The organism is Burkholderia sp. MSMB1589WGS (assembly GCF_001636105.1).
GTDB classification, from domain to species: domain Bacteria; phylum Pseudomonadota; class Gammaproteobacteria; order Burkholderiales; family Burkholderiaceae; genus Burkholderia; species Burkholderia humptydooensis.
The window spans coordinates 1,888,208-1,900,744 of sequence record NZ_LNJT01000007.1 but is presented as its reverse complement, the minus strand read 5'-3'; the positions used below and the strand labels follow the sequence as shown (position 1 = coordinate 1,900,744).

The 12,537-nt window shown below is 70.0% G+C and carries 9 protein-coding genes and 2 riboswitches; of the genes, 1 reads left to right on the top strand and 8 read right to left on the bottom strand.

The annotated features are described in order from the left end of the window. The first annotated feature begins 159 nt into the window (after window positions 1-159). Complete coding sequence (locus WT16_RS16690) at window positions 160-1,188, top strand: helix-turn-helix domain-containing protein (protein WP_063533721.1); 1,029 nt, start codon at window positions 160-162, stop codon at window positions 1,186-1,188. 49 nt (window positions 1,189-1,237) lie between these two features. Here the strand turns inward: WT16_RS16690 and WT16_RS16685 are convergent, their stop codons facing one another. From WT16_RS16685 to WT16_RS16650, 8 genes are all read right to left on the bottom strand, one after another. Next, window positions 1,238-2,305, bottom strand: coding sequence for a hypothetical protein (locus WT16_RS16685; protein ID WP_063533720.1), 1,068 nt, complete (start codon window positions 2,303-2,305; stop codon window positions 1,238-1,240). A gap of 28 nt (window positions 2,306-2,333) precedes the next feature. Beyond that, a complete protein-coding gene (locus WT16_RS16680; protein WP_063533719.1) occupies window positions 2,334-4,037 on the bottom strand; it encodes a thiamine pyrophosphate-binding protein in 1,704 nt (567 codons plus the stop codon). A gap of 119 nt (window positions 4,038-4,156) precedes the next feature. Continuing rightward, a complete protein-coding gene (locus WT16_RS16675; RefSeq protein ID WP_006023892.1) occupies window positions 4,157-5,545 on the bottom strand; it encodes an L-serine ammonia-lyase in 1,389 nt (462 codons plus the stop codon). Between the two features lie 33 nt (window positions 5,546-5,578). After that, complete coding sequence (locus WT16_RS16670) at window positions 5,579-6,697, bottom strand: alginate lyase family protein (RefSeq protein WP_006023891.1); 1,119 nt, start codon at window positions 6,695-6,697, stop codon at window positions 5,579-5,581. 151 nt (window positions 6,698-6,848) lie between these two features. Beyond that, window positions 6,849-9,776, bottom strand: coding sequence for an aminomethyl-transferring glycine dehydrogenase (gcvP, locus tag WT16_RS16665; protein ID WP_063533718.1), 2,928 nt, complete (start codon window positions 9,774-9,776; stop codon window positions 6,849-6,851). 159 nt (window positions 9,777-9,935) lie between these two features. Next, a complete protein-coding gene (gene gcvH, locus WT16_RS16660; RefSeq protein ID WP_063533717.1) occupies window positions 9,936-10,316 on the bottom strand; it encodes a glycine cleavage system protein GcvH in 381 nt (126 codons plus the stop codon). Between the two features lie 80 nt (window positions 10,317-10,396). Further along, window positions 10,397-11,515, bottom strand: coding sequence for a glycine cleavage system aminomethyltransferase GcvT (gcvT, locus tag WT16_RS16655; protein ID WP_063533716.1), 1,119 nt, complete (start codon window positions 11,513-11,515; stop codon window positions 10,397-10,399). A 97-nt stretch (window positions 11,516-11,612) separates the two neighbouring features. Continuing rightward, window positions 11,613-11,749: riboswitch (glycine riboswitch) on the bottom strand. Window positions 11,750-11,781: 32 nt separating this feature from the next. Further along, a riboswitch (glycine riboswitch) is annotated at window positions 11,782-11,891 on the bottom strand. Window positions 11,892-12,141: 250 nt separating this feature from the next. Then, complete coding sequence (locus tag WT16_RS16650; RefSeq protein ID WP_009913980.1) at window positions 12,142-12,501, bottom strand: hypothetical protein; 360 nt, start codon at window positions 12,499-12,501, stop codon at window positions 12,142-12,144. Window positions 12,502-12,537: the final 36 nt, after the last annotated feature.

Sequence of the window (12,537 nt, the reverse complement as noted above, 5' to 3'; positions counted from 1 at the left end):
GGCGGACTGCGCCGTCGTTGAACACCCGCCGCGCGCCGGTTGTTCAGGCGCGGCACAGCGTCGCACCGACGCGGGCGATTTTGGCGGGGGTACGCTTCGGCACGGGAATTGCGTATTCGGGCGGATCGTTTCAGCTTCAGCGACGCAAAAGGAGGCGCGATGGATTACGGGCACGCCGGCGCCGAGACGACGGCGGAGGACACGGGGCGCAGCGCGGACGGCGACGGCGGCGCGGCCGGGCGCGCGGTCGTCAGCGTCGCGCACGACGCCGACGAGCAGGCGCGCAACCTGATCGGCTGGCGCCAGACCTACGACCAGCTCGCGGCGGGCCGCTTCGTCGGCACGCTGACCGAGCTGCCGCTCGACACGATGAAGGTGTTCCGCGAGACGACGAGCCACACGCTGCGGCAGGCATGCGAGGTGCGCGGCGATGCGTACTGGTTCGGCATTCCGGTCGCGCGCGACGGCGCGGCGCGCATCGACGCGCGGCCGATCGCCGCCGACGCGCTCGCGTTCCGGCCTGGCAACGTCGAATTCGAGCTGCTGACGCCCGCGCAATTCTCGATCTACGGCGTCGTCGTGCGCGGCGCGGTGCTGCGCCGCTATGCGGAGGAGGTCGAGCGCTGCGGGCTCGACGAGCGATTGCCGCTCGTGCCCGTCGTGCGCGTCGGCGAGGCGCGGCTCACGCGGCTGTGCGCGCTGCTCGCGCAGCGTCTCGACGACGCGGACGCGATGAGCGCGGCGCTCGCGCCGCTGTCCGACTGCGCGCGCAACGATCTGCAGGCGGAGGTGCTCGCGGCGCTGTTCGATCTGTGCGCGTCGCCCGCCGCCGCCGCGACGGTCGAGCATTCGTCGCGGCGCCGCAAGATCGTCGTGGCCGCGCGCGACTACGTGCTCGCGCACCGCTCGCGGCCCGTCGGCGTGCCGGAGCTGTGCGAGCAACTGCACGTGAGCCGGCGCACGCTGCAATACTGTTTTCAGGACGTGCTCGGGATGGCGCCCGCGACCTATCTGCGCGCGCTGCGGCTGAACGGCGTGCGGCGCGACCTGCGCGGGCGCGCGGCGGATTCGGTGCAGGACGTGGCGGCCGCGTGGGGGTTCTGGCACCTGAGCCAGTTCGCGACCGACTATCGGCGGATGTTCGGCGCGCGGCCGTCGGAGACGCTGCGCGACGCGCTCGCCTGCTGAGGCGGCGAACGGCGCGCCGGCGAAATCGGCCGCTCAGCCGCGCCGACGCTCACCCCCGCGGCTGCGGCCACGCGATCGTGTCCCAGTCGATTCGCCGATACGCGGCGTCGACTTGCGCGATATCGTCCGCTGCCTCGCTTTTGTGGCGATTGCGCAGCATCTCGGGCACATCGAGCTCGATTGCCGTGCAAAACGGATAGTCGCGCACCCGCAGCTCGGGCGCGATGCTCGAAAAGCACGCGAGCGTCGGCACGTCGAACCCGGCCGCGATGTGCACGGCCGACGTGTCCGCGCAGAGCGCGACGCTCGCCTGCCCGACCCAACTGACGAAATGCGCGGTATCGGCGGAGTGGCCGCTCACGTCGACATAGTCCGGATGATCGATCGGCCCGAAGCCGAGCACGGGCAGCCGATAGGTCCGCGCGAGCCGCTCGACGAGCGCCGCGCGCCGCGCCGCCGGGATGCTGCGCAGCGGCGTGCTCGCCTGCGGGCAGAACAGCGCGTACGGCCGGCCGCGCCATTCGGGCGGCAGCGCGGGCAGCGTCAATCGCGCAAGCCAGCGGTTGCATTTCGCGTCGGCCGCGATCGACTCGGGCGGCACGCCGAGCGACGCGAGGAAGAAGTCGATCATCGGCAGCGCCGCGAATGCGGGCCAGTACAGGTGATTGCCGAGGTCAATGCGCGTGTCGCGCGCCGGCAGGCCGGCGGCGGGCCACGGCAGCGCGCGGATCGGCGCGATCGTGTCGGCCGCGAGCCGGTAAAGCGCGTCGACATACGCGGGCGCGCGCGCGGGCCGGTACAGCACGAAGCGCACGTGCGGATGGCGCGCCTCGATCGCCGCGAGCGCGGTCAGCCCGATCACCGAATCGCCGAGCGCGACGCCCATGCCGTTGATCACGTGAACCGTCGACAACGTCGCGTAATCGAGCGTGAACGGGCGGCTTGCCGCATGCAACAGCCCGGCGCGGGCCGCCGCGCCGACGTAGCCGCGCGCGTCGGCGCCCGCGCATTCGAGATCGTAGGGCGCGACGAGCCGTCCGTCCGGCGCGAGCAGCGTGCCGGGGTACGCGAGCGCGTCGGCGGGCGACAGCACGGTCTCGTCGAATGTCGTCGTCATCGCGAAGGAGCGCTCATCGGCCGTGCCGTCAGGCGCGCCGCGCGCGCAGCCCTTGCTCGCGCACCTGCTCGAGCGTCGCAGCGGGCGTGCACGCGTCCTGCGGCACGCGGATCTCGATCAGCGCGGGCAGGCCGCTCGCGAGCGCGCGGTCGAGCGCGGGCAAGAAATCGGCGGTGCGCTCGACGGTCTCGCCGTGCGCGCCGAACGCGCGCGCATACGCGGCGAAATCCGGGTTCGTGAGCCCGGTGCCGTGCACCCGCCCCGGATAGTTGCGCTCCTGATGCATGCGGATCGTGCCGAAATGGCCGTTGTTCACGACGAGCACGATGATCGCGAGCCCGTACTGGATCGCGGTCGCGAGCTCGTTGCCCGCCATCATGAAGCAGCCGTCGCCCGCGAGCGCGACGACCGTGCGCTGCGGATACAGCGATTTCGCGGCGAGCGCGGCCGGCACGCCGTAGCCCATCGCGCCGCTCGTCGGCGCGAGCTGCGAGCGGAAGTGCCGGTATGCGAAGTGGCGATGCAGCCATGCCGCGTAGTTGCCGGCGCCGTTCGTGACGATCGCGTCGTGCGGCAGCCGTTCGCGCAATTGCCGCATCAGGTCGCCGAGCTGCACGTCGCCCGGCATCGGCCGCGGCGCGCGCCAGTCGAGGTACGCGCGATGCGCGTCGGCGGCGCTGCCCGCCCACGCGGGCGACGCCGGCGGCTCGAGCGCGGCGAGCTGCGCGGCGATCTCGGGCATGCCGGAGGCGATCGGCAGATCGGCCGCATAGACGCGCCCCAGCTCGTCCGCGCCCTGATGCACATGAACGAGCACCTGCTTCGGCTTCGGAATGTCGATCAGCGTGTAGCCGCCCGTCGTCGCTTCGCCGAGGCGCGGGCCGAGCGCGAACAGCAGATCTGCTTCGCGGATGCGGCGCGCGAGCTCGGGGTTCACGCCGAGGCCGACGTCGCCCGCGTACTGCAGATGCTCGTTGTCGAACGTGTCCTGATAGCGGAACGCGCACGCGACCGGCAATTGCCAGCGCTCGACGAAGGTGCGCAGATCCGCGCACGCGTCGGGCGTCCAGCCGCTGCCGCCCGCGATCACGAGCGGCCGCCGAGCGCGCGCGAGCCGCTCGCGCAGCTCGCTCATCTGCGCGGCGGACGGCGCGGCGGCGATGCGCTTCGCCGCGGGCGCGACGGGTTGCGCCGCGCACGGCTCGGACAGCACGTCCTCGGGCAGCGCGAGCACGACGGGGCCGGGCCGGCCCGACATCGCGACGTGAAACGCATGGCTCAGGTATTCGGGGACGCGGCGCGGATCGTCGATCTGCGCGACCCACTTCGCGAGCTGGCCGAACATCCGCCGATAGTCGATTTCCTGGAACGCCTCGCGATCGAGATGCTCGCGCGCGCACTGGCCGATGAAGAGGATCATCGGCGTCGAATCCTGGAACGCGGTATGCACGCCGATCGACGCGTGCGTCGCGCCGGGGCCGCGCGTGACGAACGCGACGCCGGGCCGGCCGGTCAGCTTACCGAGCGCCTCCGCCATGTTCGCGGCGGCGGCTTCGTGCCGGCAGACGACGGTCTGGATGCGTTCGGTCTCGTCGGCGAGGGAATCGAGGACGGCGAGAAAGCTCTCGCCGGGAACACAGAACACGCGCTCGACGTGATTCGCGAGCAGGGCGTCGACGAGCAGGCGTGCGCCGGTGGCGGCGCGCTGCTCTCGGTCCGGGGAAATCGACATGTAAGACGGGCTCCCTTCGTGGCGGGACGTACAGCTTACGCCGGTTGAAGGGGCGGCGGAAGGCGCGGGCGCGTGCTGCACGGCAGCGATGTTCGCGCGCCGCGCCCGCGCGTCAGCACTCAGCACTCGACGATGTTCACCGCCAACCCGCCGCGCGAGGTCTCCTTGTATTTCGTTTTCATGTCCGCGCCGGTTTCGCGCATCGTCTTGATCACGGAGTCGAGCGACACGTAGTGGCTGCCGTCGCCGCGCAGCGCCATCCGCGCGGCGTTGACGGCCTTCACCGACGCCATCGCGTTGCGCTCGATGCACGGAATCTGCACCATCCCGCCGACCGGATCGCAGGTGAGGCCGAGGTTGTGCTCCATCCCGATCTCGGCGGCGTTCTCCACCTGCTGCGGCGTGCCGCCCAGCACCGCGGCGAGCGCGCCCGCCGCCATCGAGCACGCGACGCCGACTTCGCCCTGGCAGCCGACTTCGGCGCCCGAGATCGACGCGTTGAGCTTGTAGAGGATGCCGATCGCCGCCGCGGTCATCAGGAAGTCGGCCACGCCTTGCTCGTTCGCGCCCGGCGTGAAGCGCGTGTAGTAATGGAGGACGGCCGGGATGATGCCCGCCGCGCCGTTGGTCGGCGCGGTGACGACGCGCCCGCCCGCCGCGTTCTCCTCGTTGACCGCGATCGCGTACAGGTTGATCCAGTCGATCATCGACAGCGGGTCCTGCAGCGCGCGTTCCGGATTGCCCGTCAGCGCGCGGTAGAGCTGCGGCGCGCGGCGCTTGACCTGGAACGGGCCGGGCAGGTTGCCGTCGGCGTCCGGATTGCCGATTCCGCAGCCGCGCGCGACGCACGACTGCATCACGTCCCAGATCTTCATAAGCCCCGTGCGCGTTTCCTCGTCGGTGTGCCACGCGCGCTCGTTCTCCCACATCAACTGCGCGATCGACTTGCCGGTCGACGCGGTGAGCGCGAGCAGCTCGGCGCCCGTGCGGAACGAATGCGGCATCTGCTCGGCGGCGGCGAGCACCTTCGTGTTCGCCGCGCCCGCGGTGACGACGAAGCCGCCGCCCACCGACAGATACGTCGCCTCGCGCAGCACCGCGCCCGTCGCGTCGGTCGCGCGCAGCTTCATCGCATTGGGATGCTCGGGCAGCGCCTGCCGGTAGAACGCGATGTGCTCCTTCGGCACGAACGGCACCGGATGCGTGCCGAGCAGCGCAAGCGCCTTCGAGTCGCGCACCGCATCGAGCCGCGCGGCGATTGTCGACGGATCGACGGTGTCGGGCGCGTCGCCCATCAGGCCGAGCATCACGCCGCGGTCGGTGCCGTGGCCCTTGCCGGTCGCGCCGAGCGAGCCGTACAGCTCGACCTTCACGCTCGCGGTCGCGGCGAGCAGCGCGTCTCGCTCGAGCCCTTGCGCGAACATCAGCGCGGCGCGCATCGGCCCGACCGTGTGCGAACTCGACGGGCCGATACCGATTTTGAAAAGATCGAACACGCTGACTGCCATTTCGTTTCCTGAATGACCGGATGTATGAGGGGATCACCGCGCCGGCAACGGCAGGCACGCGGCCAGCCACGCCGGCGGCATCGGCGACAGTTGTTGGGCGATGCCCGTGTAGCGGCCGTCGAGGCGCGCGGCGAGATGGAACAGCTCGGTCGCGTTCTTCGGCTCCCACGCGCCCGAGTAGCCGGGCAGGCCCGCCTCGCGGCGCTTCGCGTCGAACGGCACCGGCGAGTGGACGAATTCCTCGTGCGTCTTCTCGCCGCGCGCGTACGGCGCGAGCCAGTCGAGCGCGGCGGCGAGCGTCGCGCCGTTCGGCGCGCGCTCGCGCAGCCAGTTGCGGTTGAAGCGCCGCGCGGCGAGCGCGGCCGTGACGAGCGGCTGCAGATCGTAGACCGCATAGTGCAGCGCGTCGCGCTCGAGAAAATCGTACGTCGTGCCGTCGGGCTCGATGTTGTCGGCGAGATGCTCGATGAAGAGCCGCTGCGCGGCGTTCATCATCTTGCGGTCGCCGAGCGTGAATGCGGCGAGCGCGATCAGCTTGATCCGGTGGCTTTGCCAGTTATTGCGCCACGTGCCCTTGAGCGGGCGCTTCTGCGCGTCGATCTCCTGCACGTAGCCGTTGCCGAGCGACGCGATGAACGCGGCCGTCGCGTTGCGCGTCTTCACGGGCAGCGCGCTCGCCGTCATGTCGTACGCGAGGATCAGGCTCTCGAAGCGCGTCTCGTCGATCGGATTGAAGCTCGGGCGGTACGTGTTCACCCACGTCGACAGAAAGCGGTCGACGAGCGCCAGATAGCGGCTCTGGTTCGTCACGCGCCACGCGAGCGCCGCGTTGCGCATCAGTTCCAGGTCGTTGAGCGCCTCGGCGCTCTGGTCGTAAATGCCCTCGTGCGGCAGCGTGCCCTCGGTGTGCACGCGCGGCAGCGCCTTCGGCTCGTCGTTCAGGTGCGCGTCGACGCTCTTGATGAGCGCCTGCACGCCCGGTTCGGCATGCGTCGCCTCGCTGCTTTGCAGCGCGGGGGCGGCGCAGAAATTCATCGCCGCCCGCGCGGGGCCGGCCGCCGCCAGCGCGGCGGCGGCGACGAGCGCCGGCGCGAGCGCGCTCAAGCGCCGCCGCATCGCCTGCGCGCGGCCCGGAAACGTCTGACGCACCATGCAGAACTCCTTTGTTGGCTGGATCGCGGTGTGAGATGTTAGCCGGACTTGCGGGCGAATGCGAACACGCGCGCCGTCCGCAACAAAGTATTGCGGACGGCGCGTCGTCGGTGAAGGAAGGGCGGCGCGGCGCGCGGGCCGCGCCGGCGCGTCAGGCGTAATCCGATACCGGCACGCAGGAGCAGAACAGGTTGCGGTCGCCATATGCGTTGTCCGCACGGCCGACGGGCGGCCAGTACTTGTTCGTCGTGAGCGACGCGACCGGGAACGCGGCTTGCTCGCGCGAGTACGCGTGCGGCCATTCGTTCGCGGTGACGACGGCCGCCGTGTGCGGCGCGTGACGCAGCGGATTGTCCTCGCGGTCGGCGCGGCCCTCCTCGACCGCGCGGATTTCGTCGCGGATCGCGATCATCGCCGCGACGAAGCGGTCCAGTTCCTCCTGCGATTCCGATTCGGTCGGCTCGACCATCAGCGTGCCGGGCACCGGGAAGCTCATCGTCGGCGCGTGGAAGCCGTAATCCATCAGGCGCTTCGCGACGTCATCGACGGTGATGCCGCTCGAATCCTTGATCGGGCGCAGATCCAGAATGCACTCGTGCGCGACCAGCCCGCCCGGGCCCGAGTACAGCACCGGGTAGTGCGGCGCGAGGCGCTTCGCGATGTAGTTCGCGTTGAGGATCGCGGTTTCGGTCGCGGCGGTCAGGTTCTTCGCGCCCATCATCGCGATGTACATCCACGAGATCGGCAGGATCGACGCCGAGCCGTACGGGGCGGCCGACACCGCGCCGATGCCTTCTTCGCCGCGCGCGTAGCCCGTCGAGCGCTGGTTCGGCAGGAACTTCGCGAGGTGCGGGCCGACCGCGACCGGGCCGACGCCGGGGCCGCCGCCGCCGTGCGGGATGCAGAAGGTCTTGTGCAGGTTCAGGTGCGACACGTCGCCGCCGAACTGGCCGGGCGCGGTCAGGCCGACCATCGCGTTCATGTTCGCGCCGTCGACGTACACTTGGCCGCCGTGCGCATGCACGATCTCGCAGATCTCGCGGACGTTCTGCTCGAACACGCCGTGCGTCGACGGATACGTGATCATGATCGCCGCGAGGTCGTTCGCATGCTGCTCGGCCTTCGCCTTCAGATCGGCGATGTCGACGTTGCCCTGCGCGTCGCACGCGACGACGACGACCTTCATGCCCGCCATGTGCGCGGACGCCGGGTTCGTGCCGTGCGCGGAAGCCGGGATCAGGCAGACGTTGCGATGGCTCTCGCCGCGCGACTCGTGATACGCGCGGATGACGAGGAGGCCCGCGTACTCGCCCTGCGAACCGGCGTTCGGCTGCAGCGACACGGCCGCGTAGCCCGTCGCCGCGACGAGCATCTGCTCGAGCTGGTCGATCATCTCGCGATAGCCGGCCGTCTGCTCGGCGGGCGCGAACGGGTGGATCTGGCCGAACTCGGGCCACGTGACGGGCAGCATTTCCGATGTCGCGTTCAGCTTCATCGTGCACGAGCCGAGCGGGATCATCGAGCGGTCGAGCGCGAGATCCTTGTCCGACAGGCTGCGCAGGTAGCGCAGCATTTCCGTTTCCGAATGGTGGCGGTTGAACACGTGGTGCGTGAGGTACGCGCTCGTGCGCTCGAGGCCGGCGGGCAGCACGGCCGCGCCCGGCAGGGCCGCGTCGAGCGCGGCGACGTCGGGCGCCGTCGCGCCTGCCGCCTGCGCGAAGATGGCGAGCAGGTCGGCGAGATCGGTGCGGGTCGTCGTTTCGTCGACCGAGATGCCGACGCGCGTGTCGCTCACGCGGCGCAGGTTGATGCGCTTCGCGTTCGCGAGCGCGTGGATCTGCGCGGTGCGCGCGCCGGCGTCGATCGTCAGCGTGTCGAAGAACGTGTCGTTGACGGTTGCGTAGCCGAGCTGCTTCACGCCCGCGGCGAGGAGCGCCGCGATGCGGTTCACGCGCAGCGCGATCGTCTTCAGGCCGCGCGGGCCGTGATAGACCGCGTACATGCTCGCCATGATCGCGAGGAGCGCCTGCGCGGTGCAGACGTTCGACGTCGCCTTCTCGCGGCGGATGTGCTGCTCGCGCGTTTGCAGCGCGAGGCGCAGCGCGGACTTGCCCTGCGCGTCGACGGTCACGCCGACGAGGCGGCCCGGCATCTGCCGCTTGAATTCGTCGCGCACCGCCAGGTATGCGGCGTGCGGGCCGCCGAAGCCCATCGGCACGCCGAAGCGCTGCGTGTTGCCGACCGCGACGTCCGCGCCCCATTCGCCGGGCGGCGTGAGCACGGTGAGCGCGAGGATGTCGGCCGCGACGACGACGTGGCCGCCCGCGGCGTGGATCGCTTCGGCGAGCGCGCGATAGTCGCGCACATCGCCGTTCGCGCCCGGATATTGCAGCAGCACGCCGAACGCGTTCGCGCCCGCGGCGTCGGCGGCCGGGCCCGTCTTCACTTCGATGCCGGCCGGCTTCGCGCGCGTTTTCACTACTTCGAGCGTTTGCGGCAGCACGTCGTCGGCGACGTAGAACACATTCGACTGCGGCTTGCCGACGCGTTGCAGCAGCGTCATCGCCTCGGCTGCGGCCGTCGCCTCGTCGAGCAGCGACGCATTCGCGATTGCGAGGCCTGTCAGGTCGGCGATCATCTGCTGGAAGTTCAGCAGCGCTTCGAGGCGGCCCTGCGAGATTTCAGGCTGGTACGGCGTGTACGCGGTGTACCACGCCGGGTTTTCGAGCACGTTGCGCAGGATGACGGCCGGGGTGTGCGTGTCGTAGTAGCCCTGGCCGATGTAGGAGCGGAACACCTGGTTCTTGTCCGCGAGCGCGCGCAGCGCGGCGAGCGCTTCCGCCTCGCTCTTCGGTTGCGCGAACGGGCCGAGCGGCAGCGTCTCCTCGCGGCGGATCGGCGCGGGGATCACGGCGTCGATCAGGTCGGCGCGCGACGCGAAGCCGAGCGTGTCGAGCATTGCCTGCTGGCTGGCGGCATCGGGGCCGATGTGGCGTTCGGCAAACGCGTCGTGCGTTTCGAGCGCGGCGAGCGAGAGGGGCGTGCGGTTCATCAGGCGGTCCGGGTGTTCGAGCTTCATGGTGGTCCTGTGTCGATCAGAGTTAGCGCTTTAGCGCTTACTCTGATCCCATGGCGCGGCTGGCTGGAGTGAGCGCTTCAGCGCTTGCTCCAGCCCCGTGGCGGTCCCATGCGGGGCGGGGCCAGCCGGCCCACGCGCCGCGCGGTTCGTGAATGGTTGTTAGTCGATCAGCTTGCTGTAGGCCGCTGCGTCGATCAGCTTGTCGGACGACGCGCCGTCGGCGAGCTTGATCTTGAAGAGCCAGCTCGCGTACGCGTCGCTGTTGACTTCGTCCGGCGTGTCGACGATCGCCGCGTTCACTTCGACGACTTCGCCCGATACCGGCGAGTAGATGTCGGACGCCGCCTTCACCGACTCGACGACGCCGACGGCGTCGCCCGCCGACACGGTCTTGCCGACTTCCGGCAGTTCGAGGAAGACGATGTCGCCGAGCGTGCTCTGCGCGTGATCGGTGATGCCGACCGTCAGCGTGCCGTCGGCTTCGGTGCGCACCCACTCGTGTTCATCGGTGTATTTCAGATCGGCCGGGACGTTGCTCATCGGATGCTCCTGAGATTGAATGCTTGCAAGCGTTTGAATGTGAGTCTCGATTCGCGCGCGGGCGCGCCGGTTGCTTCGCGTCAGACCGCGAGCACCTTGCCGTTGCGCACGAACGGCAGTTTTACCACGCGCGCGGGGAGTTGCTTGTCGCGGATCTGCACGTGCACCGTGTCGCCGATTGCGACGTCCTTCGGCACGCGCGCGAACGCGATCGATTCCTGCATCGTCGGCGAGAACGTGCCGCTCGTGATCTCGCCTTCGCCGTGCGGCGTCACGACCTTCTGGTGCGCGCGCAGCACGCCGCCCGCGCGGCCGTTCTCCTTTTGCAGGATGAGGCCGGCGAACGCGGCGCGCGAGCCGTTCGCTTCGAGCGCGTCGCGGCCGACGAACGCGCGTGGCGTGGCGAGATCGACCGTCCACGCGAGACCGGCGTCGAGGGGCGACACCGTCTCGTCCATGTCCTGGCCGTACAGATTCATGCCGGCTTCGAGGCGCAGCGTGTCGCGCGCGCCGAGCCCGCACGGGCGCACGCCGCGCTCGGCGAGCGCGTTCCACAGCGCTTCGACGTGCGTCGCCGGGACGATGATCTCGAAGCCGTCCTCGCCGGTGTAGCCGGTGCGCGCGACGGTGAGGTCGCCGAACGGCGTGCCTGCGACCTGCGCGGCGTTGAACGGCTTGAGCTCGCTCGTCGCGGCGCGCGCGGCGGGGATCGTGTCCCACACCTTCGCGCGCGCGTTCGGGCCCTGGGCGGCGACGATCGCGAAGTCGCGGCGCGGCGCGATCGTGAGGCCGAAGTCGCCTTGCTCGTTGAGCTGGTTGAACCACGCGACGTCCTTGTCGGCGGTGCCGGCATTCACGACGACGCGGAAGAAATCCTCGGTGAAGTAGTAGACGATCAGATCGTCGATGACGCCGCCTTGCGGGTTCAGCAGGCACGAATAGAGCGCCTTGCCGGGCGTTTGCAGCTTCGCGACGTTGTTCGCGAGCGCGTGCTCGAAGAACGCGCGCACGCGCGGGCCCGTGAAATCGACGACGCACATGTGCGACACGTCGAACATGCCGGCATCGGTGCGCACCGCCTGGTGCTCTTCGATCTGCGAGCCGTAGTTGACGGGCATGTCCCAGCCGCCGAAATCGACCATGCGGGCGTTGAGGGCGCGATGCGCGGCGTGAAGCGGGGTGATTTTGAGAACGGTCATCGGGGTCCCAGGCAAGACGGCCGGGCTTGAAGCCCGGGCGCGAAAACAAAACGGCAACTCGGCGAACCGCCGGCGCATGAAGCCGCCTGCGATGCGTGCATGCCCCTCTGTCCTCGATACCTGAGAGATTGCGCGACGGACTCGATCCGGCTCGCGCGCGCCCCTTCGGTGGGCAGCCTGCCCGTGCGTCGCGTTGCGCGCACGCGGCTACTGCCGCTCTCCAGAGTGCGAAAAACGTCGTCCGACGCATGTGGCCAGACGGGTTCTTCGACGCGGTCGGTCCTTTTGCCTGAGAGTTTGCGGGTGTGCCCCTTCGGCGGCGCGGCTTGCCTTTCGATCAACGGACGGCGGCCGCACGCTCTCCCGACGCGTGCGGGCGAATGTACGCGAGCGCGAATGGGTTGTCAATTTGGGCAAATCGCTGTCGCTTTAAGGCAAGCGGCGGCGCGTCCGGCGTTGGCGGCGCGGGCTGCGGATGGGATGGGGCGCTCGTTCGTCGTGAGCGGTGAGCGGGCCGGGGGCGGAATCGCGAAGCATTCCCTCGGCGCGCGCGGCCTGGGCGAAAAGGGCGCCGAAGCCGCGCGTCGAAGTATCGTCTGACAGGCGGCCCGGAGACCGCCGGACGCTTACTCGCCGATCGCGCGCGCGGCCACGTCGAGTTCCTGATTGAGTACGCGCTGCTCGTCGGCGGACAGGCCGCCGCCATGCTGGGCGGCCATGTCGGTTGATTCCTGGCGGATCACGTCGAGCCGGCGATGGAGCCCGGCGCCTTGCGGCGGCGGATAGTAGCCGGCGTTCACGCGCGCGTCGATGCGATGGCTCAGGTTGTCGATGCGGCCCTGGATTTGCTGCATCCGCTCGTAGCCGACCACTTGCGGACTGGGGCGGGGCGCAGGCGCAGGCGCCGGGCGCTGCGGCGCGACCACACATGCCGCGAGCGACGAGACGAGGACGCAGCATGCCGCCGCGCGGATCAACCGTTGCATTACATTCTCCTGATTGTCGATGCCGGACAGTAAAGG

What these genes read in the sequence shown, in the direction of transcription:
- WT16_RS16690 (WP_063533721.1), top strand. Translation starts at nt 160, where the DNA reads ATGGATTACGGGCACGCCGGCGCCGAGACGACGGCGGAGGACACGGGG.
- WT16_RS16685 (WP_063533720.1), bottom strand. Translation starts at nt 2,305, where the DNA reads ATGACGACGACATTCGACGAGACCGTGCTGTCGCCCGCCGACGCGCTC.
- WT16_RS16680 (WP_063533719.1), bottom strand. Translation starts at nt 4,037, where the DNA reads ATGTCGATTTCCCCGGACCGAGAGCAGCGCGCCGCCACCGGCGCACGC.
- WT16_RS16675 (WP_006023892.1), bottom strand. Translation starts at nt 5,545, where the DNA reads ATGGCAGTCAGCGTGTTCGATCTTTTCAAAATCGGTATCGGCCCGTCG.
- WT16_RS16670 (WP_006023891.1), bottom strand. Translation starts at nt 6,697, where the DNA reads ATGGTGCGTCAGACGTTTCCGGGCCGCGCGCAGGCGATGCGGCGGCGC.
- gcvP (WP_063533718.1), bottom strand. Translation starts at nt 9,776, where the DNA reads ATGAAGCTCGAACACCCGGACCGCCTGATGAACCGCACGCCCCTCTCG.
- gcvH (WP_063533717.1), bottom strand. Translation starts at nt 10,316, where the DNA reads ATGAGCAACGTCCCGGCCGATCTGAAATACACCGATGAACACGAGTGG.
- gcvT (WP_063533716.1), bottom strand. Translation starts at nt 11,515, where the DNA reads ATGACCGTTCTCAAAATCACCCCGCTTCACGCCGCGCATCGCGCCCTC.
- WT16_RS16650 (WP_009913980.1), bottom strand. Translation starts at nt 12,501, where the DNA reads ATGCAACGGTTGATCCGCGCGGCGGCATGCTGCGTCCTCGTCTCGTCG.